Source organism: Arthrobacter terrae (assembly GCF_015708085.1).
GTDB classification, from domain to species: domain Bacteria; phylum Actinomycetota; class Actinomycetes; order Actinomycetales; family Micrococcaceae; genus Arthrobacter_M; species Arthrobacter_M terrae.
Genome location: NZ_JADNYM010000008.1, coordinates 146,877 through 166,491, shown reverse-complemented (window position 1 = coordinate 166,491; position 19,615 = coordinate 146,877). Strand labels below are relative to the sequence as shown.

General features: G+C 63.8%; 17 protein-coding genes. 7 read left to right on the top strand and 10 right to left on the bottom strand.

The features are described 5' to 3' along the window. Positions 1-46: 46 nt before the first annotated feature. The 7 genes from IV500_RS08210 to IV500_RS08180 form a co-directional block, all read right to left on the bottom strand. Positions 47-586, bottom strand: coding sequence for an arginine repressor (locus IV500_RS08210; RefSeq protein ID WP_196396306.1), 540 nt, complete (start codon positions 584-586; stop codon positions 47-49). Then, entirely contained in the window at positions 583-1,617 is a 1,035-nt protein-coding gene (argF, locus tag IV500_RS08205; protein WP_196396305.1) for an ornithine carbamoyltransferase, read from the bottom strand. The genes IV500_RS08210 and argF overlap by 4 nt, the downstream gene beginning before the upstream one ends. Then, positions 1,614-3,104: an acetylornithine transaminase gene (locus tag IV500_RS08200; protein ID WP_196396304.1), complete on the bottom strand. Its 1,491-nt coding sequence runs from the start codon at positions 3,102-3,104 to the stop codon at positions 1,614-1,616. Before IV500_RS08200 ends, argF begins: the two co-directional genes overlap by 4 nt. Continuing rightward, complete coding sequence (gene argB, locus IV500_RS08195; RefSeq protein ID WP_196396303.1) at positions 3,101-4,000, bottom strand: acetylglutamate kinase; 900 nt, start codon at positions 3,998-4,000, stop codon at positions 3,101-3,103. Before argB ends, IV500_RS08200 begins: the two co-directional genes overlap by 4 nt. Positions 4,001-4,044: 44 nt before the next feature. Further along, the gene (gene argJ / locus IV500_RS08190; RefSeq protein ID WP_196396302.1) at positions 4,045-5,196 is read right to left on the bottom strand and encodes a bifunctional glutamate N-acetyltransferase/amino-acid acetyltransferase ArgJ; all 1,152 of its coding nucleotides are present in this window, start codon (positions 5,194-5,196) and stop codon (positions 4,045-4,047) included. Continuing rightward, positions 5,193-6,284, bottom strand: a complete 1,092-nt coding sequence (argC, locus tag IV500_RS08185) for an N-acetyl-gamma-glutamyl-phosphate reductase (RefSeq protein ID WP_196396301.1) — start codon at positions 6,282-6,284, stop codon at positions 5,193-5,195. The genes argJ and argC overlap by 4 nt, the downstream gene beginning before the upstream one ends. A gap of 128 nt (positions 6,285-6,412) precedes the next feature. Beyond that, a complete protein-coding gene (locus IV500_RS08180; RefSeq protein ID WP_196396300.1) occupies positions 6,413-6,880 on the bottom strand; it encodes a DUF6789 family protein in 468 nt (155 codons plus the stop codon). A 217-nt stretch (positions 6,881-7,097) separates the two neighbouring features. On the opposite strand from IV500_RS08180, the gene IV500_RS08175 reads away from it, so the two are divergent. Continuing rightward, positions 7,098-8,063 carry a quinone oxidoreductase family protein gene (locus IV500_RS08175; RefSeq protein ID WP_196396299.1) on the top strand — a complete coding sequence of 322 codons (966 nt, stop codon included), beginning with the start codon at positions 7,098-7,100 and terminating at the stop codon, positions 8,061-8,063. A gap of 131 nt (positions 8,064-8,194) precedes the next feature. Here the strand turns inward: IV500_RS08175 and pheT are convergent, their stop codons facing one another. Together pheT and pheS are read right to left on the bottom strand one after the other, a co-directional pair. Next, the gene (gene pheT, locus IV500_RS08170) at positions 8,195-10,771 is read right to left on the bottom strand and encodes a phenylalanine--tRNA ligase subunit beta (RefSeq protein ID WP_196396298.1); all 2,577 of its coding nucleotides are present in this window, start codon (positions 10,769-10,771) and stop codon (positions 8,195-8,197) included. Continuing rightward, positions 10,772-11,854: a phenylalanine--tRNA ligase subunit alpha gene (pheS, locus tag IV500_RS08165; RefSeq protein WP_196396297.1), complete on the bottom strand. Its 1,083-nt coding sequence runs from the start codon at positions 11,852-11,854 to the stop codon at positions 10,772-10,774. 253 nt (positions 11,855-12,107) lie between these two features. On the opposite strand from pheS, the gene IV500_RS08160 reads away from it, so the two are divergent. Beyond that, on the top strand, positions 12,108-12,590 hold the full coding sequence (locus tag IV500_RS08160) for a hypothetical protein (protein WP_230854661.1): 483 nt from the start codon (positions 12,108-12,110) through the stop codon (positions 12,588-12,590). Continuing rightward, on the top strand, positions 12,587-13,300 hold the full coding sequence (locus IV500_RS08155) for an SIMPL domain-containing protein (RefSeq protein ID WP_196396296.1): 714 nt from the start codon (positions 12,587-12,589) through the stop codon (positions 13,298-13,300). Before IV500_RS08160 ends, IV500_RS08155 begins: the two co-directional genes overlap by 4 nt. Here IV500_RS08155 and IV500_RS08150 read toward each other — a convergent pair. Beyond that, positions 13,275-14,798: a long-chain-fatty-acid--CoA ligase gene (locus IV500_RS08150; protein WP_196396295.1), complete on the bottom strand. Its 1,524-nt coding sequence runs from the start codon at positions 14,796-14,798 to the stop codon at positions 13,275-13,277. The genes IV500_RS08155 and IV500_RS08150 overlap by 26 nt on opposite strands. Before the next feature lie 176 nt (positions 14,799-14,974). On the opposite strand from IV500_RS08150, the gene IV500_RS08145 reads away from it, so the two are divergent. From IV500_RS08145 to IV500_RS08130, 4 genes are all read left to right on the top strand, one after another. Beyond that, positions 14,975-16,075 (top strand): Rv2578c family radical SAM protein, encoded by a 1,101-nt coding sequence (locus IV500_RS08145; RefSeq protein WP_196396294.1) that lies wholly within the window; start codon positions 14,975-14,977, stop codon positions 16,073-16,075. Positions 16,076-17,438: 1,363 nt separating this feature from the next. After that, positions 17,439-17,879 carry a GNAT family N-acetyltransferase gene (locus IV500_RS08140; RefSeq protein ID WP_196396293.1) on the top strand — a complete coding sequence of 147 codons (441 nt, stop codon included), beginning with the start codon at positions 17,439-17,441 and terminating at the stop codon, positions 17,877-17,879. A 286-nt stretch (positions 17,880-18,165) separates the two neighbouring features. Continuing rightward, a complete protein-coding gene (locus IV500_RS08135) occupies positions 18,166-18,735 on the top strand; it encodes a TetR/AcrR family transcriptional regulator (protein ID WP_230854660.1) in 570 nt (189 codons plus the stop codon). A gap of 73 nt (positions 18,736-18,808) precedes the next feature. Further along, entirely contained in the window at positions 18,809-19,540 is a 732-nt protein-coding gene (locus IV500_RS08130) for a sigma-70 family RNA polymerase sigma factor (RefSeq protein WP_196396291.1), read from the top strand. Positions 19,541-19,615 lie beyond the last annotated feature (75 nt).

Sequence of the window (19,615 nt, the reverse complement as noted above, 5' to 3'; positions counted from 1 at the left end):
GGGTTCATTGATCTTGACTTACGTTAGGGGTTCCGGCGCCGTTGCATTACCAGCCCGCCGCCGGTTCGGCCGCAAACTGCAGGAAACGCCCGGCAACGTCGGCTCCGCCCTGCGGGTCACGGGTGATCAGCATGACCGTATCGTCCCCGGCGATACTGCCCAGCACGGTGGGCATGACCGAGTGGTCAATGGCCAGGGCCAGAAAATTCGCAGCCCCCGGAGGCGTCCGCAGCACCACAATATTCGCCGAAGCTTCCGCCGTGACCAGCAGCTCGGCGCACAACCGGGTCAGGCGGGCATCGAGCAATTCCTGCGAAAGGGCCGATTGCGGGCTACGGTCGCCGCCTTCCTGCGGCAGCGCGTACACCAGGGTTCCGCCCGCACCGCGGACCCGGACGGCGCCGAGCTCCACCAGGTCCCGCGACAGGGTTGCCTGTCCAACAACCAAACCGTCATCGGCCAGCAGCACCGCAAGCTCTGCCTGCGAGCGCACCGGCCGACTGGTCAACAGGGCCACCAGACGCCCCTGTCGTGCCGTTTTCGTCGCAGGCATCCCCCCGCCAGGAACCGCAGCCGCCGCTGTCATTGCACCGGTGCCCGCACCGCCGGTACGGACGTCTCCGCTCCCGGCGCTGCTGCTTGCGCTGCTGCCGGTGCTTGAGCAACCGGGGCTGCTTCTTTCGCCGACTGTTCCACCAGCCAGACCAGCAACGCCTTCTGCGCGTGCAGCCGGTTCTCCGCCTCGTCCCAGACCACCGACTGCGGCCCGTCAATGGCACTGGCGGAAATTTCGTAGCCGCGATATGCCGGCAGGCAATGCAGGACGATGGCGTCCGGCGCCGCCTGCTTGAGGGCGTCGTCGTCGAGCGCGTAGTCCTTGAACAGCTCCAGCCGCGCAGCCTTCTCGTCTTCCTGCCCCATTGATACCCAGGTATCGGTGGCGAGCACGTCGGCCCCGGCGCAGGCCGCCGCCGCATCCGTGGTGATCAGGACCGAACCGCCGGTTTCCGCTGCCCGGGTGTTGGCGGCGGCGATCACGGCGGCGTCCGGCAGGTAACCCTCCGGGCCGGCAACGCGCACGTGCATTCCTGCGGTGACGCCGGCCAAAAGGTACGAATTAGCCATGTTGTTCGCCGCGTCACCCAGATACGTCATGGTCAACCCCGCGAGGGTGCCCTTGTGCTCCTGAATCGTAAGGAGATCGGCCAGCAGCTGGCAGGGGTGGTAGTCATCGGAGAGCGCGTTGATCACCGGAACCGAGGAATTCGCGGCCATTTCCTCCAGACCGGCCTGCGCGTAGGTACGCCAGACGATCCCGGCCACCATCCGCTCGAGCACCTTCGCGGTATCGGCGATGGACTCCTTATGCCCCAGCTGGGAATCCCCCGCACCAAAGATCAGTGGTGCGCCGCCCAAGTCGGCAATCCCGGTGGCGAAGGAGACCCGGGTGCGGGTGGACGTCTTATCGAAAATCACGGCGACGGTCTGGCGCCCGGCTCCCGAGCCGGCAAAGGTGCTGCGGGAATAGGGTTCCTTTTTCAGCTCGGAGGCCAGGGCCAGGACCTCGGCTTGCTCCGCCGGTGAGAGATCCGTATCGAGAAGAAAGTGGCGGGTCATGATGATTCTCCCTTGGTGCTGGTGGCTCCCTGGGCTGCCTGGGCTGCCTGGGCTGCCTGGGCGAGTATTCCGGGCAATGCCGCCAGAAACTGGTTGGCCTGGGCTTCGGTCAGAATGAGCGGCGGGGCGAGGCGGATGGTCGAGGGACCCGGGGAATTGATAATGAAACCGGCATCCAGGGCCATCCGGACTACCTCGGCCGCAATAGGATGGTCAAGATCGAAGCCAATCAGCAACCCGAACGCCCGGACCTCCATCACGCCCTTGGTGGCGGCCAGCCCTTGCCTCAAAACAGCGCCGACGCGGCGGACGTTTTCCAGCACGTCGGTTGACTCGATCACGTGCAGCGTCGCCAGCGCGGCGGCCGTGGCGACCGGGTTGCCGCCGAAGGTGGTGCCGTGCTGGCCGGCGGAGAGCAACTCCGACGGGCCCGCCCCAAACGTAACCAGTGCGCCAATGGGGAATCCCCCACCCAAGCCCTTCGCCAGGGTCACAGCGTCCGGCACGTCGACCGACCCGATGGCCGCCCGGCTGTCACTGGCGTCACTGGCGTTAGGACCGGCATTGGCACCGGTTTTCGGGATACCCGCGAACCATTCGCCGGTCCGGCCGATGCCCGTCTGAACCTCGTCAAGGATCAGCAACGCTCCCGCTCGTCGGGTGATGTCCCGGGCAGCCTGCAGATATTCCGCGGATAACGGGCGAACGCCCGCCTCGCCCTGGATGGGTTCGAGGATAACGGCGGCGACGGTTTCATCGACGGCGCTTTGCAGCGCGGCGATGTCATTGAAGGCAATGTGCAGCACTCCGGGCGGCATCGGTTCAAAGGGTTCACGGTAGGCCTGCTTGGCCGTCATGGCCAGGGCTCCCATGGTCCTGCCGTGAAACGCCCCTTCCAACGCAATGATCGTGTTCCGTGCGGGGCCACCTTCCGGGCTGTGCTTCTTGCCGTGGGCGCGTGCCAACTTAAAGGCGGCTTCGTTGGCTTCCGCGCCCGAGTTGGCGAAGAAGACCTTGGAGCCCTTTGGTGCCGCGCACAGTGCAAGCAATCTTTCCGCCAGGGCGATCTGCGTGGGACTGGTAAAAAAATTGGAGACGTGCCCCAGCGTGGCTAGCTGACTCGCCACCACCGACGTCACGAACGGGTGGGCATGACCGAGCGCGTTGACGGCAATGCCGCCTAGCAGGTCCAGATACTCCTTGCCGTCAGCGTCCCACACGAGCGCCCCGTTGCCACGCACCAACACCCGCTGCGGCGTGCCAAAGACGCCCATCAGAGAATGTGAATACCGGCCCAGCCACGCGTTCCCGGCGGTCGGGTTGGCGGCTGCGTTGGTCGACGCCCCTTCCGGCTGAACCGGCCCCGTGGTCTGAACCGGCCCCGTGGTCTGAACCGGCCCCGTGGTCTGAACCGGCTCTAGGGCGGAACTGGCCGCCAGGAGCTGGACCAGTGCGTCGGGCTGCGGCTTACTGACGTCGTCGGTCATGACTGTTCCTCTTCATCCGGAAAAACCTGGGTGCCGTTGCCGGCGGTCGTGATGAGCTCCAGCAGCATCGAGTGGGCGCTCCTGCCATCGACTACGGCCGCACGCGGCACGCCGCCGTCGACCGCTTTCAGACAGGCACCCATTTTAGGAATCATCCCGGATTCCAGGCCGGGCAGCAGATTGCGCAACTCGGTGGCGCCAATCGCGGAGATCAGCGATGATTTGTCCGGCCAGTTTCCGTATAGGCCCTCCACGTCGGTCAGAATGACCAGACGGGAAGCCTGCAGCGCCACGGCCAGTGCCGCCGCGGCCGTGTCAGCGTTGACGTTCAGCACCGATTGAGCATTTGAGAGTTCCGGGGCAACGGTGGAAATCACCGGAATCCGGCCTGCGTCGAGCAGATCAAGGATGGAACCGGGATTCACCCCGACCACCTCGCCCACTTGGCCCAGATCCACCAGTTCGCCGTCAATCATGGTCCCGGTCCGCTCGGCCTGCAGCAGTGCCCCGTCCTCGCCGGACAATCCCACTGCATATGGCCCATGGGCGTTAATCAGTCCCACCAGTTCGCGGCCCACCTGCCCGGTCAGCACCATCCGGACGACGTCCATGGCCTCCGGTGTGGTGATGCGCAAACCACCCTTGAACTCCGATTCGATGCCCAACCGGTTCAACATGGCATTGATCTGCGGACCGCCGCCGTGCACCACCACCGGCTTGATCCCGACGTGGTGCAGAAAGACGATATCCTCGGCGAAGGCCCGGCGCAGCTCGTCATTGATCATCGCGTTTCCGCCGTATTTAACGACGACGACGGTCCCGGCGAAACGCTGAATCCAGGGCAGCGCTTCGATCAGGGTGGCTGCCTTGTCCTGCGCTGCTGCTACGGAATTCATGCGGTTCCTAGACTGGTTGTGGTGTTCCTCAGGACGAATCTCCCCTAGGACGAGTAGGCGCTGTTTTCTTCCACATACTCATGCGTCAGATCGTTGGTCAAAATAGTGGCTCTCGCATCCCCGGCCCGTAGATCGATCTCCACGTTCACCTGCCGAGGCGTCAGATCGACCAGATCCCGCGAATCCCCGATCATCCCATTGCGGCAGACCTGGACTCCGTTAATGGTCACATTCAACTGATCGGACTCGAAGATCGCCTCGGTAGTGCCAACGGCGGAGAGCACCCGTCCCCAGTTCGCGTCATTGCCAAAGATTGCGGTCTTGAACAGATTGGAGCGCGCCACCGCCCGGGCCGCCAACTCGGCATCGTGCTCGCTGGCAGCATTTACCGCAGTGATGGCAATGTCATGGCTGGCGCCTTCGGCGTCGCCAATCAATGCCCGCGCCAGCTCCTGGCACAGCGCGGCCAGCCCCGCGGTGAATTCGGCCAAGTCCGGATAGCTTCCGGAGGCTCCGGAGGCCAGCAGGAGCACCGTATCGTTGGTGGACATACACCCGTCCGAATCGGCGCGGTTGAAACTGACCCGGACCGCGTCGCGCAGCGCCGTATCCAATCCTTCCGGTTCGACGACGGCGTCGGTGCTGATCACCACGAGCATCGTCGCCAGCCCGGGGGCCAGCATGCCGGCACCCTTGGCCATGCCGCCGATTGAATATCCGGCACCGGCAAATACCGCTTCCTTAGCAACCGTGTCCGTTGTCATGATCGCCGCAGCCGCCGCCGGACCGCCGTCGTCCGTCAGGGCCGCAGCAGCGGCCTCGATGCCGGGCAGCAGCTTTTCCATCGGCAGTTGCTCGCCGATCAGGCCGGTGGAGCAGACCGCAACGTCCGTGGCGGACAGGCCCAACAATCCGGCCACCTTCTCCGCCGAAGCGTGCGTGTTTTGGAACCCCTCCGGTCCGGTGCAGGCATTGGCGCCGCCGGAGTTGAGCAGGACCGCGTCCACCCGGCCGTCGTTGAGAACCTGTCGGGACCAATACACGGGAGCCGCAGCGACCCGGTTGGAGGTGAAAACCGCCGCCGCATGCTTTAACGGACCGTCATTGAGAACCAGGGCAAGATCGGATGTGCCGGAGGCCTTCAACCCGGCGGTGACGCCGGCAGCCCGGAATCCCTTCGCTGTGGTTACGCTCATGGTGCTACTCCTTGGAAACTCAGGCCGCTCGTCTCGTCAAGGCCGAGCGCAATATTCATGGACTGCACTGCGCCGCCGGCGGTGCCCTTGGTCAGATTATCGATGGCGCAGCACACAATGACCCGGCCGGCATGGGCATCAAAGGCAATCTGGATCGCCACATGATTGGACCCCTGCACCGATTTCGTGGCGGGCCATTGGCCCTCCGGCAGGACATGAACGAACGGTTCGTCCTCGTAGGCATCCAGCCAAATCCGGCGCAGTTGCGCCGCGATGGAGGCCTCTCCGGCCTCCGTGCCGATCGTCGCCGCGTCGGTGTTGACCAGTTCCTTGAGCAGTTCGGGTGCCACCTTAGCGGTCGCCGTGGCGAGGATGCCGCGGCTCATCGGCGCAAGCGTCGGCGTGAAGGACACCGTGACCGCTGTTCCCGCCGCGGCGGAGAGGCCCTGTTCAATCTCCGGCGTGTGCCGGTGACCGCCGCCCACACCGTAGGGGCTCATCGAGGCCATCACCTCGGAGCCGAGGAGATTCACCTTCGCAGCCTTACCGGCACCCGAGGTTCCGGATGCGGACACGATCACGACGTCGTCGGGCAGCAAAGCGCCGGCGGCAAACCCCGGGGCCAGTGCCAGCAAGGCGGACGTCGGGTAGCACCCAGGGACGGCGATGCGGCGCGCGCCGCGCAGCCTTTCCCGGCGTCCGGGCAGTTCCGGAAGCCCGTAGGGCCAGGTGCCGGCATGCGCGGTGCCGTAGAACTTTTCCCAAGCCGCCGGATCCTCCAGTCGATGGTCCGCCCCCGCATCGATCACGAGCGTTTCGGCCGGCAGTTGGCGGGCAATTTCAGCGGACGCTCCGTGCGGGAGTGCCAGGAACACCACGTCGTGGCCGGAGAGGTTCTGCACCGTGGTTTCCTCCAGCAGCCGGTCCGCCAGCGAGTGCAGATGCGGCTGGAGTTCGCCCAGCCTGGTGCCGGCGTTGCTGTGCGCCGTGATGGCGCCGATCGTCACGTCCGGATGGCTGGCCAGCAGGCGCAGCAGCTCTCCCCCGGCGTAACCGCTCGCTCCGGATACCGCTACAGAAATCGTCATACCCCGATCCTACCGTACGTTTATGCGCTGCTACGAATAAATATGCATAATCTGTGGGAGTGCCGGCGCGTGCCCGGATCTTTCGGCGCTGACTGGTGACAGCACCGCCCGCGTCAGCAGGGCCGGCGTCAGCGGCGCAACGCCCGCAAACACCCTGCCAAAGCCGCGCCAAAGACCACATGGGCTGCTGCCACGGCCAATGGACGGCCCGGTTGGTCGCGGGAAGCGGGCGGCAGCAGGCCCAAGGAGGGAATCAGCTTCTCGTAGGACACGCCCCAGACCGACAATCCAAAGGCCGCACCGCCGATGCCGGTGCGCAGAGGCGGCATCGCGCGGGACAGCACGGCGAACACGCCGCCCAGGCTTGCTCCGATCAGGAAGTGATTCGCCGTGGAAATCGTTTTCACCGTCGGGGAGGATGCAGGCACGCCTGCTGCGTGCAGGGCGTTTTCGGTGATGGATCGGGGAGGCTGCTTCCCCACCAGACCCGCCCGCTGGGCGGCTTTCATGGCCAGACTCATCGGCACGGTCGCCGCAATGCCGGCCGCCGCCCCCTGCGTGAGATCCTTTGCTATGGTCCCGATCCAACGGTTCATCTGACTGCCCTCGCAATGTAAGTTGCTGCCGCGTACGGCGCATCCAATTCGTCCCTGTTCCGCCTTAGCGCGGCTGTCCTTCCCATTGTGTCCCTGCACAGCGGCGCTGTCTCGGCCGTAGCATGGAATCAGACGGCTCGGCTGCCGTGACCATAGCCTGCGGGCGTCCACGAGCGGCACCTACGGGCGCGAGCAGCCCCAACGGAAAGGTACACCCATGAGCAAGGCAATAGTTGCGCAGGAATCCGGCGGCCCGGAGGTGCTTGGACTCGCAGAGGTGGAGCAACCTACCCCGGGGCCCGGGCAGCTGCTGATTAAGGTAGCAGCCGTAGGCGTGAACTTCATCGATACCTATCAGCGCAGCGGTCTGTACAAAGTCCCGTTCCCACTGACCCCTGGCTCAGAGGCGGCGGGCACCGTCGCCTCTGTGGGCGACGGCGTCACGGACTTTGCGGTCGGGCAGCGCGTGTCCACCTGTGAGGCCAGTGGCACGTACGCGGAATTTGTCGTGGTCGATGCAGCGAAGGCCCTGCCGGTTCCCGACGGCGTTCCGGATGATATTGCCGCAGCCCTGCCGCTGCAGGGCATGACGGCGCACTACCTGATGAATTCCTCCTTCAGGGTGGAGCCGGGACAGACGGTGCTCACCCACGCCGGGGCAGGTGGGGTGGGGCTGTTGCTGACCCAGCTGCTCAAGGCCCGCGGCGCCCGGGTGATCACCACGGTCTCCACCGACGCGAAGGAACAGCTGGCCCGGGAAGCCGGCGCGGACGAAGTGCTGCGTTACGAGGGTTTTTCCGACCGCGTGCGTGAATTGACGGACGGTGCCGGGGTGGATGTAGTGTTCGACGGCGTCGGCAAAGATACGTTCGACGGCTCGCTTTCGGCGCTGCGGGTCCGTGGCATGTTGGTCCTCTTCGGCGGGGCGTCAGGCCCGGTGCCGCCGTTTGACCTGCAGCGGCTCAATGCCGGTGGGTCCCTCAGCGTCACCCGACCCACGCTCGGGGATTTCCTGCGGAATCCGCAGGAACGCCGGTGGCGCGCCAGCGAGGTTTTCGGTGCCGCCGCAGACGGGACGCTGAAGGTCCGGATCGGCGCGCGCTATCCGCTCGCCGAAGCCGCCCGCGCCCATTCGGACCTGGCCGGGCGCAAAACCACCGGCAAGGTCCTGCTCATGCCCTAGCCTTGCAAAAAACTCCTGCAAAAAACGGCGCCAGCGGAAAATGACGCCGATCCCGCCCGATGACGCGTATATACAGGCATCATTTTGCGGGAACGGCGTCATTTTTGCACCGAGTGGAAGTTGGGCCCGGGTTAAGCCCGGAGGACGGCTCCAAACCGCTCCGCGGCGACCGCAACGGCCGCTTCCCTGGCGGCGGAGGCCTCCTCTGCGGTGAGCGTGCGGTCCGGCGCCCGGAAGCGCAGCCCGAAAGCAAGGGATTTTTTTCCCTCACCCAGACCGGGCCCGCGGTAGTCGTCGAACAGCGCAACATCCTCCAGCAGTTCACCGGCACCGGAACGCAACGCTTCCAGCACCTGTATTGCCGGAACTTCCGCCGGTACCACCAGGGCAACGTCTTGGGTGGCGATCGGGAAGGTGGAAAGGTGCTTGGCCACTATGACATCCGGCGCCTCGTTGAATAGCTTGTCGGCGTCCAACTCCAACGCCACCGAGCGGGCCGGCATGTCCAGCTCCGCGAGCAGCTTCGGGTGCAGCTCACCGGCGTAACCGATGAGCTCTCCACTGCGCAGCGAGAGCGCGGCCGTGCGCCCGGGATGGAAAGCCTGGTGTGAGCCCTGGCTGACCACTATCTCAACTCCGAGCACATCTCCGGCCAGCCGGGCCAGATCCAGTGCATCGGCGTAGTCCCAGGCACGGGCGCTGTGGCCGGCGGCCAGCGGCGAATCCTTACCGGTCAATACGGCCCCGATGTGCAGCGGCTGCTCCGGCAAACCGTCGTACAGCGTATCGAGTACTGCCTCCGGCGGCCTGATCCCCAGCGGGGGAATATGGTCCGTACCCAGCGGGCCGCCGTCGGGCAGGAACACCAGACCGGCCTCGAACACGGCAAGATCGCGGAAACCGCGGGAGTGGTTGCGCCGTGCAATTTCGATCAACCCGGGCAGGATCGACGTCCGAAGGTATCCTTGTTCTTCGCTGATCGGGTTTGCCAGTTTGATCATCTGCTGGGGCGCGTCGGCATCGGCGGTGCCAAATTTCTCGTTATCTGACTTGGCCGCGAAGGGATACGCCAAAACCTCGGTCAGACCGGCATCGGCCAGTGCCTGCACCAGGCGGCGGCGCTGCTGCTGGACCCGGGTCAGCCCGCGCCCAGGAGGGGCAACCGGCAGGGTAGCGGGAATCTTGTCATAACCCACCAAGCGGGCAATTTCCTCCGTCAGATCGTCACGGGTTTCCAGATCAGGACGCCAGCTCGGAACCGTCACGTCGTACCAATTGCCGACGGCGCTCTGAGTACCTTGCACCGCACCGGGGGTAAGTGTGGCACCAATGTCGCTTAACGCCGTCGCTATTTGCTGATCGGTGAAATCGATGCCGATGCGGGCGGAGGCATAGCCGCCCGAGAGACCAATGACAATGGGCGCGGGCTTAGTACCAACGTCGGTTACCGTCGTCTCAGCGGTTCCGCCGGCCAGCTCGACCAGCAGGTCCACCACCCGCTGGGCTGCAACGTCGGCAATCTGCCAGTCGACCCCGCGTTCAAAACGTTTGGATGCCTCCGAGGGCAGTTTGTGGCGGCGGCGCGACCGGCCGATGCTGACTTCATCAAAATGGGCGGCTTCGATCAGCACGTTGGTAGTACCGGCGGAGACCTCTGTCGCGGCCCCGCCCATCACACCGGCAATGCCGATGCCGCCGGAATCATCGCTGATCAGCAGGTCCTCCGCGTCCAGTGCGCGCACCTTGCCGTCCAGGGTTTCCAGCTTTTCCCCGCTGCGGGCCCGGCGCACCACAATGTCGCCGGAAAGTTTGTCCGCATCGTAGCAATGCAGCGGCTGGCCCAGCTCCCACATGACGTAGTTGGAGATGTCCACCGCCAGTGAGATGGACCGGACGCCGGCCAGCCGGAGCCGGGAGGACATCCAGGTGGGAGTGGGTGCAGTGGCATCGACGCCGCGCACTGTTCGGGCCACAAACCTGCCGCAGCCGGGTTTGCCGTAAATCGGCGCCTCGTCCTGCAGCTGCACGGGGTAACCCGGGCCGGACGCAGCGGTGACATTAACGCCGTCGGCCGGATCGGTGAAGACCGTGCCGGTGGCATGCGCGTATTCCCGCGCCACCCCGCGGATGCTGAAGCAGTATCCGCGGTCCGGTGTGACATTGATTTCCGCGGCTTCGTCGTAGAGGCCCAGCAGCTCCAGTGCGTCCGTGCCCAGCTCCGGATCCAGGCCCAGTGTCCCGAGCACCAGGATCCCGTCATGATCCTCGCCGATGCCCAGCTCGCGGACCGAGGCAATCATTCCGGCGGAAACATGACCATAGGTTTTGCGCGGCGAAATTCGGAAATCCCCCGGCAGGACGGCACCGGGAAGGGTAACAACAACCTTGTCCCCCACCTCGAAGTTGTGCGCGCCACAGACAATCCCCTGCACGCCGGAGGGGTCGATGCCATCACCCGTCAGCGCCTGCCGCTGGCCCTCGGGGACCACCCGGACTTCGCACCAGTTGATCGTCTTGCCATTGGTCTGCGGCTCCTTAACCAAGGACAGCACCTGACCTACCACAATAGGACCCTGCAGCTGGTCCATCGGCCGGTGGACGGCTTCTTCCTCCAACCCCACCTTGACCAGCTCGGCCATTACATCTTCGGCGTGTGCCTCCGCCGGTACCTGGGCATACTCGCGCAGCCATGAAAGAGGGATTCGCATTTAGATCTCCATCCCGAAGTGCTCGCTGAAACGTACATCGCCTTCAATCATGTCCCGCATGTCCCCGACCTCATTGCGGAACATCAGTGCGCGTTCAATGCCCATGCCGAAGGCAAATCCCGAATAGATCTCGGGATCAATGCCGGCGGCCCGAAGCACATTGGCATTGACCATCCCGCAGCCTCCCCATTCGATCCAGCGCGCGCCGCCCTTGGCACCCGGATGCCAGATATCCAGCTCCGCGGACGGTTCGGTAAAGGGGAAATAATTGGGCCGCAGCCGGACCTTGGCCTCATCGCCGAACAGCTGGCGGGTGAAGTGCTCCAGTGTCCCCAGCAGATCCGCCATGGACAGATTGCGGTCGATCGCCAGACCTTCAAATTGATGGAAAACCGGGGTGTGCGTGGCGTCGAGTTCATCGGTGCGGAACACCTTGCCAGGACACAGCACATAAATGGGCAGCTCCCGTTCCAGCATGGACCGCACCTGAACCGGCGAGGTGTGCGTGCGCAGCACCAGATGCGCCTGTGGGGGTTCGACAAAGAATGTGTCCTGCATTTCGCGCGCCGGGTGGTCCGGCTTGAAGTTCAACGCATCAAAGTTGAACCATTCGCTCTCCAGTTCCGGCCCCTCGGCAATTTCCCACCCCATGCCCACGAAGATGTCACTCACCCGTTCCTGCAGGGTGGACAACGGGTGCCGGGCACCGGCGCGGCGACGACGCGGCGCTGCGGTGACATCGACGGTTTCCTCGAGCAGAATCCGGGCTGCGTCCTGGGCCTCCAGCTCGGCCGTCCGGGCTGTGAGCGCCTTATTGACCCGGCCGCGTGAGGCTCCCATCAGCTTTCCGGCCGCCGCTTTCTGCTCCTTTGCGAGCGCACCGATACCGCGGTTGGCCAGACTCAAGGGAGATTTCTCTCCGGTGTGGGCCAGTCGGGCGGCCTTGAGTCCGTCCAGCGTCGACGCGGCGGCAAAGGCCGCGACGGCATGCTCGACGGCGGCACCAATGGCTCCGTCATCGGTCGGGTCCGGCGCCGACGCGGTGATCCCGGGGCTCCCGGGAGTCTCTGTATTCTCAGACATCAACTGTTATTACCTAAGTTCGTCAGGATAAATTGCGGGTCGGTGTCCCGCCCCGCTCAGTCTAGTTGAACGCGGCGCGGCGCCGGGTCGCGGCTTCCCACCGGAGCCGGGGGCCGGGTCCCCAGAGGTTTCGCGGGGCCGTCGGGCGAGCGCACCCGCTGTGGACAATCGCCGCCGCTGCAGCAGGTGCGCCGGTCTTGAGCTGGTGCGCCATCGGCCAGGTGCCGGAAATGGGGAGGCTTACGATGGAACCATGACTGGCTGGCAGCGGCTCCGGAGGGTATTGAACCTGCTGAATCTATCCACCCCCGCCGGGCTTGTGCTGGCGCTGCTGACCGGCACCGCAACACAGCCCGGGCCGCAGGGACTGATCCTCGCTACCGATTACCGGCCCCGGCTCCCCATCGCCGGGGCCTTCACCGTGGGGAACGTGGTGATTTACCGCGCTGACCGCACGTTCATTGATGCAAATCCGACGCTGTTGGATCATGAGGCGCGGCACAGCACGCAATACGCCTGGTGTCTGGGCCTGCCGTTTCTGCCCCTTTACGCCGCCGCCGCTTTGTTCTCGCTGTGGCGCACCGGGGAGCCAGGCAGCCGGAACCTCTTCGAACGCCTCGCCGGGCTCGACGACGGCGGGTACCGGCACCATCCCACGGTCCGGCGTTTTTGCCGCACAGACGCGCACACAACGGCGGGCACAATGACCCGCACCGAAACCGAGGTATTCCGATGACAGCACGGCAGCAACAGCTCCCATCCTCCGCTGCAGCCGATCCCCCGACCGGGCCCGTTACCGGTGCGGAGCCCGCGGCGGGGCCCGGGCAGGTAACGGTGACCGGCCGGGGCTCCTGCAGCCAGGCACCCGACAGGCTGACTGTCAGCGTCGGCATTGAAACCCGGCACAGTTCGGTGCCGGATGCCTATTGCGCAGCAGCAGCCGCGGTGACGGCAATCCTGGCCCGGCTGCAGACGCTGGGCATTACGGCGACGGACATCAGCAGCAATGCGCTCAATGTCCGTGCAGAAACCAGCTGGCAGGAGGGATCGGGGAATGTGGTCACCGGATACCTGGTCAGCAGTTCCATGGCCGTGAAGCTGGACTACGGGAGCGAAGTGCAGGACGTTATTGCAGCAACGGTGGAGGCCGGCGGCAATGACGTTCGGCTGAACGGTCTGGAACCCTCCGTCGCCGACCCGTCCCGGGCGGCAGCACGGGCACGTGAACTTGCGTGGGCCGACGCCGCCGCCAAGGCCGGACAGTTCGCCGCGCTGGCCGGCCGTTCCCTCGGCCCGGTACACGCCGTCATCGAAGGCGAGTCCGCCGCCGTCGGGCCTGTGCCCGTCCCCCTAATGGCCCGCGCATCAAGCGTTACAGCGCTCCCGTTGGCCGCCGGGGAAACCAGCGTCGACGCCTCGGTTACGGTGACGTGGGAGCTGTACTGATTTCGCGCTTGAGGATTTTGCCCGTCGGCCCCTTGGGCAGCGCATCAACAATCAGCACCTCGCGGGGATACTTGTAGGCCGCGATCCTGTCCTTGACGAATTCCCGGATCTGAGCTGCCAGGCGTTCCGGATCCTCGGTCCCTTCCGCATTCTCCTTCAGGGCGACGACGGCGATAATCTCCTCACCGTGTACGTCATCGGGGCGCCCGACGACGGCTGCCTCCGCCACGGCGGGATGCTCGTACAGCACCTCCTCAACCTCGCGGGGATAAACGTTGTACCCGCCGCGCAAAATCATGTCCTTCTTGCGGTCAACAATGAAAAATACCTGGTCTTCGTCCATCCGGGCCAGATCTCCGGTGCGGAACCAACCATCCGGGATGGCGGCCGCCGTGGCCTCCGGATTGTTCCAATAGCCCTTCATCACGTAAGCACCGGCAACGGCGAGTTCGCCCACGGTCCCGGGCTCGACGTCGTGCCCGTCCTCATCCAGTACCCGCAGCTGCGCGCCGCGGACCGCCGTGCCGATGGACCCGGGCTTGCGGATGCCGTCGAGCTGATTGAAGCACACCACGGGGGACGTCTCCGAGAGACCGTAGCCCTCCAGCAACGTGGCACCAAAGGTCCGCTCGAATTCGCGCAGCACCTCCAACGGAAGCGCGGATCCGCCGGACGCTGCCACGCGCAGGCTGGAGACGTCGAACCTGTCGCGGTTGTCCCCGGCGGCGCGGGCGCGCAGCAGGGCGATGTACATGGTGGGGACACCCTCGAAAATGGTGACCTTGTCCCGTTCGATGATTTCCAGGGCCTTGACCGGATCGAATTTTGGCAGAATGGTCACGGTACAGCCGGTCATGACCGCTGAGTTCAGTGCGCAGGTCTGGCCGAAAACGTGGAAGAACGGCAGGCCGCCGAAAACCACGTCGTCGATCCGTGCGCCGAACAGAGCGGTGGAACATTCGGCATTACTGCGCAAGTTCTCGTGCGTGAGCTCGGCCCCCTTTGGCCGGCCCGTGGTGCCGGAGGTGTAAAGGATGACCGCGGTGTCATCAGGTGCCGCCTCGGCCGTCTCATCCACGGATTCCACCGCCCCCAGAAGGCCCATCAGGTCGGCATTAATCAAAATGACGTCCGCCCCGACAGCTTCCGCCCCGGGACCAACCTCACCGAGGACGCCGTCCCATGCGAAAGCGAGCTTAGCTCCCGAATCGGTGAGATGGTATTGAATTTCCCGGGACTTCAGCAATGGATTCAGCGGCACCACGATGGCACCGAACCGCAGAATGCCGTAATAGATCGAGGGCATCAGCGGCAGATTCGGACTGATCAACGCCACTCTGTCCCCCGGCAGCAGACCACGGTCCTTAAGCAGGCCCGCTACCTTTCTGCTCACGGCTTCCATCGCCGCGTAGCTGATCTCGACGTCGTCCATCTTGACAGCGATACCGGCTGGATTGGACTGGGCGGACCTGGTCAAAATAGTGGACAGGTTGGACATCTCGGGCTCCTTTGCTCGATGGGGCGACGGCTGCGCCGGGCAGGAACTGCGGCGCTGCATGTTCTCACGCTAACCTAGCTGTCCAGCGACCGGGCCGCTGCACCGCCGCCACGCTCCTGGTTTGGAGCAGGAGGACAAACCTTGCAATCGGATCGAATCTATGTTCGACTAAAGACATGCGTTGGGAAACTCAGGAATTAGCACCGGAAAAAGCAGTCGCTGCCCCGGCATTGCTGCCGTTGACCGGCCTGGTCCGGACCGTATCCACTCCGGATTTTGCCGGCATTACCTTCCATGAAGTGGTGTCCAAGTCCGTGCTCAACAAAGTTGCCGCCGGCTCCAAAATGCCCTTCGGCTGGACGGTGAACCCATTCCGGGGCTGCTCGCACGCCTGCGTCTACTGTTTTGCCCGCAAAAGCCATACCTACCTTGATTTTGATGCGGGTATGGATTTTGACAGTCAAGTGGTCGTGAAAATCAATGCCGGCGAAGTACTGCGCAAAGAACTGGCAAAATCCACCTGGTGTCGCCAGCATGTAGCGCTGGGCACCAACACGGATCCATATCAGCGCGCCGAGGGCAGGTACCAACTCATGCCGGATATCATCAAAGCGCTAGCCGACTCCGGGACGCCGTTTTCCATCCTGACCAAAGGGACGTTGCTGGGCCGCGACATTCCATTGCTCAAGGCTGCGGGGCAGCAGGTCTCTATTGGAATGGGAATCTCGCTGGCCCTCACCGATGAGGCACTGGCACACACGCTTGAGCCCGGCACCCCTTCGCCGCGGGCACGGCTGGCCCTGATCAGCAGACTGCGCGAAGCAGGCTTGCCCTGCGGCGTGATGGCGATGCCCATCATTCCGTGGCTTACCGACTCAGATCAGGCCCTTGACTCGCTGTTCGGCGCACTGACCAAGGCGGGCGCCACCGGGGTCAGTGCCGGCGCGCTCTACCTGCGGCCCGGAACCCGGGAATGGTTCATGCAATGGCTGGCCAAGGAACATCCCTCCCTCGTCGGTCGGTACCGCCGGCTATATTCAACCGGCTCCTACGCGCAGAAAGACTACCGGCAGTGGCTTGCCGGACGCATCTCATACTTCAAGGCAAAGCACGGTTTTGCCGGCACCGATGGATTCATCCACGACGCCCGGGCTGAGGAAGCACGCTACCCGGCCGGAAGCCTACCGGATGAACCGGGGCCTGGGCGGCACAGTCCTGCTCGGGCAGCCACCTCCGAATCGCTCTCTGCCGCTGAATTTGCACCGACTCTTTTCTAACAGCGGCCGTTCTACCCGATATGGCCGGCAACGTCTGCGTTTGCCTCCAAAGGCTCAGGGGACGGATTGCATTTCCTGTTGTGCATTCCTTGTTGCTACTGATACCGCGTCTATACCTGTCGATGCTCCCAAGTTTGCCAACCGCCAATTTGGGGCTGCCCGCCGAGCCGATCGCGGCAGGGGGCCGAGCCATCTTGGTCACGGCTCTTTCTGCGTCCGTCCGGGAGATAGCGGTGGGCCAAGACTAAATCTCCTGAGCCACCCGGGCCGGGGTGAGGCGGTCGGGATGAGGAGGTCGGGATGAGGAGGTCGGGATTGTTCCCGATGCTGAACAGGAGTTGGGACAACGCTGCGGGTTGTCCCAACGGACGAGTGACGGCCATGGTCCTGGCCCTTGCTTTCGATGGTTCGCTTCCGGTATCTCGCGCGGACGGCCTCCCGTGTGGCTGTTAATACGCCACTCATATGGCCAAGCATGGGCGTGCGGCCCTTCAGCCGGCTTCGAACTCGGCGACCATCCCCGGCACGTTGATCAGCAGCTTGCCTGAAGGTCCGTCGGGCCATGGAGCGGGCCGCCAACGCTAAGCTTTTCCCCGGTCGGCGCCGTCGTCAACAATCTCATAAGCATCCCGAACAGAGCGAGCCATGAGGTCAAGCTGGGCAACAACAATGGCATCCCCGGGCTCCGCATCACGCCAGTGCTTCACGCAGCCCGACCCGATACATGTTGGTCCCAGTGAATCCGTGATCAACATAATTTCGCTTCGATTCAACTCGAGAGCGCAGCCAGTCACACCGACGGTAAGTTCCCGCTCGTCTGTGGACCACCTTGAGCCCAGCCGACCAGTAGTTCAGACATGCGTACGGGTGTGTCAGATAAGCTCCGCGGGATTCTATCGATCGAAGCAACGCCTATTTCAAGGTGATTCGATATGTATTTGAGTTCTGGTTCTCCAACAGGCATCAGGTTTTTGGCTTCGATTAAGCATGGGAATGGCCTCAAGCCTTCCGCCCGCGCGGCTGGTGTCCACCAAGAGGTCGGATACCGCTGGTTGCGTGAAAGTTATTTGGAAATCCGCTGTGATGGAATGAGTCCGGCCGAGGCAACGGAGGCGCTGGGGTTCACCACCTCTAGGCTCCCGGCGTGGGAGGCGGCAGTGGGCGGGGCCTCGGGCCGCCATCATCTACGTGTCAGCGTCGAAGACGAAGCCACATTCTGGGAGGCGAAGCTACTCGCCGCGCGCGAGGTCAGGCTCCCACTTGAAGCTCTTTGACATGCACCCATTCTCCTTCAGTGCCCTAGCGTCGTCCGTTAACGGGTCGTTCCGTAGCGCGTTCGGGTTAAGGGACGTCCGTAAGCTTTGTGAGTGCTCCCCCAACAAACGCCTCGGCTTCGATTCCGTCAGATGACTTCAGCAGACAGGCTGCGCAATGGATCGCCTGGAACGAAGCGAACTACGCCGAACACGGCTACGGCCTGTGGATCGTGGAAACCCTCGACGGTCAGTTTCCCGAAGACTGCGGCCTCACCTGGCAAGACGTCAACGGCCGCATGGAACTGGAGGTCGGCTATCACCTGCTCGTGGGCGAACAAAGCCAAGGTTACGCCACCGAAGCAGCAGCAGCGTGCAAGGACTTCGCCCGCGATGAGCTCAACGTTCCACTGCTCGTCGCCATCATCCATCCAGACAACGGAGCCTCTCGTCGTGTCGCAGAAAAGATCGGCATGCGGCACATAGAGGACGATCATGGCGGGGCTATCACAGCCCGGGCGGTCCTCGGAGCCCGGCTAGACCTCCCGTAGGAGGTTCCCTTGTCAAACGCGACCGATTCGAAGCCCCCTACGCCACCACGTGGGTTTCGGCAGTCGTGTACATGATCGGCTTACGGGCAGTTTTTTTGTTGCCGGTTGGTCCCGGCGTCCGGATGGAGTTAGGTCATTTTTCCCTACACGGGGACCATACCGACCGGTCTGTCTGGTTTACGTGTAGTGTCGGCTTCTGATGAAACACTTCCAGAGCCTTTTAGTGGACCGGACCGACACGTCAATCCCTTCTCCAGCGGTTCCTACTGGCGCGCGGGAGCGAATTATGCGCGCCGCCTATGAGTTGTTCGCCCAGCGTGGCATCCGCGATGTCGGCATCGCGGAACTGATATCGCGGGCCGGGGTTGCCAAAGCGACCTTCTATGGCCACTTCGCTTCAAAGGACGATCTGGTCCTGGCCTTCTTGGAACGCTGCCATCAGGTCTGGACTGTCGAGCAGATCATCTCCGAATCCAGAAGGAGAGCCGATAATCCTACAGCCCAGTTGCTGGCCATTTTCGATGTTCTGGACGGGTCGTTCCGCCGCGACGACTTCGAGGCCTGTTCCTTCATAAGCACCATGCTGGAAATGGGCGCCACCCATCCATTGGGGAAGGCCGCAGCCGGCTATCTGGCCCAGGTGCGGGACTTCATGCGCACTCTCGCCACGGAAGCAGGCCTCGAGGAACCAGATCGTTTTGCCAGGTCCTGCCACATCCTGACGAAAGGCTCCATCATCTCCGCCGTAGAGGGAGACAAGGAAGCCGCCATTTGGGCCAAACGCATGGCCGTCTCCCTCATCGCAGATCATGGAGGCAGCGCCCAACTGACCCCGCTATGGCAAGGAGCCACCTGACTGGATGCCGAAAGGCCCCCGTTGCCTGCACGTACCCGTGTCATACTGCACTCCGACCTTGAAGGGCCGTTCCATGTCAGTGCCACCGACCCCACCCGCACCCGACCCGTCAGTATCGCCGTGGGACGAAATTGAAGAACGGCCTCAACAAGTGGGCGTGCGGGCTCTGACCGGACTGCTGGGCCGCATAGCAGAGGGCGACAATGACGCTTTTGAGGAATTTTTCGTGCACACCAACAAAAAAGTGTTCGCGACGATCCGGGCCATTCTAGTGTCAACGGAGCTCAGCGAGGATGCCTCCCAGGACGTATACATACAGGTATGGGAAACAGCCGACCGGTTCGACCCGGCACGGGGGTCCGTCATGTCGTGGCTAATGACCATCGCCAGGCGCCGCGCTGTGGACCATGTGAGAGCCGAACAGTCCCACCGCAACCGCCAGACACGCTTTGCATCGGCGAGCCACTCGACCGACCACGACGTGGTGGCAGAGGCGGTTACTACAATCTTTGAGGCTGAGGACGTCAACCGTCATTTACTCTCGCTATCCGCACGCCAGCACGCCGCAATCAATCTTGCCTTCTTTGACGGCCTGACGTATGCCGAAGTGGCGAACATCCTTAACGTTCCGCTGCCAACAGTAAAAAGCCGGATTCGAGACAGCATTTTCAAGCTACGGCACGCAATGACGGAACCTTCAAGCACGGGAAAGTCTCGTTGTGTGAAAACCAGACGAGGCTCTGACGGAGCATCATACTGCTGCCCGCACCTTTCCGACAGCCGCGTCACGCCTCATCCCGCATAGCGCCGGGTGACAGAGACCGCTGCCGCGGACTACACGGCGGAGCAAGTACAAGCGTGGGCTCAGCCCGACAGTAAC

What these genes read in the sequence shown, in the direction of transcription:
- IV500_RS08210 (WP_196396306.1), bottom strand. Translation starts at nt 586, where the DNA reads ATGACAGCGGCGGCTGCGGTTCCTGGCGGGGGGATGCCTGCGACGAAA.
- argF (WP_196396305.1), bottom strand. Translation starts at nt 1,617, where the DNA reads ATGACCCGCCACTTTCTTCTCGATACGGATCTCTCACCGGCGGAGCAA.
- IV500_RS08200 (WP_196396304.1), bottom strand. Translation starts at nt 3,104, where the DNA reads ATGACCGACGACGTCAGTAAGCCGCAGCCCGACGCACTGGTCCAGCTC.
- argB (WP_196396303.1), bottom strand. Translation starts at nt 4,000, where the DNA reads ATGAATTCCGTAGCAGCAGCGCAGGACAAGGCAGCCACCCTGATCGAA.
- argJ (WP_196396302.1), bottom strand. Translation starts at nt 5,196, where the DNA reads ATGAGCGTAACCACAGCGAAGGGATTCCGGGCTGCCGGCGTCACCGCC.
- argC (WP_196396301.1), bottom strand. Translation starts at nt 6,284, where the DNA reads ATGACGATTTCTGTAGCGGTATCCGGAGCGAGCGGTTACGCCGGGGGA.
- IV500_RS08180 (WP_196396300.1), bottom strand. Translation starts at nt 6,880, where the DNA reads ATGAACCGTTGGATCGGGACCATAGCAAAGGATCTCACGCAGGGGGCG.
- IV500_RS08175 (WP_196396299.1), top strand. Translation starts at nt 7,098, where the DNA reads ATGAGCAAGGCAATAGTTGCGCAGGAATCCGGCGGCCCGGAGGTGCTT.
- pheT (WP_196396298.1), bottom strand. Translation starts at nt 10,771, where the DNA reads ATGCGAATCCCTCTTTCATGGCTGCGCGAGTATGCCCAGGTACCGGCG.
- pheS (WP_196396297.1), bottom strand. Translation starts at nt 11,854, where the DNA reads ATGTCTGAGAATACAGAGACTCCCGGGAGCCCCGGGATCACCGCGTCG.
- IV500_RS08160 (WP_230854661.1), top strand. Translation starts at nt 12,108, where the DNA reads ATGACTGGCTGGCAGCGGCTCCGGAGGGTATTGAACCTGCTGAATCTA.
- IV500_RS08155 (WP_196396296.1), top strand. Translation starts at nt 12,587, where the DNA reads ATGACAGCACGGCAGCAACAGCTCCCATCCTCCGCTGCAGCCGATCCC.
- IV500_RS08150 (WP_196396295.1), bottom strand. Translation starts at nt 14,798, where the DNA reads ATGTCCAACCTGTCCACTATTTTGACCAGGTCCGCCCAGTCCAATCCA.
- IV500_RS08145 (WP_196396294.1), top strand. Translation starts at nt 14,975, where the DNA reads ATGCGTTGGGAAACTCAGGAATTAGCACCGGAAAAAGCAGTCGCTGCC.
- IV500_RS08135 (WP_230854660.1), top strand. Translation starts at nt 18,166, where the DNA reads ATGCGCGCCGCCTATGAGTTGTTCGCCCAGCGTGGCATCCGCGATGTC.
- IV500_RS08130 (WP_196396291.1), top strand. Translation starts at nt 18,809, where the DNA reads ATGTCAGTGCCACCGACCCCACCCGCACCCGACCCGTCAGTATCGCCG.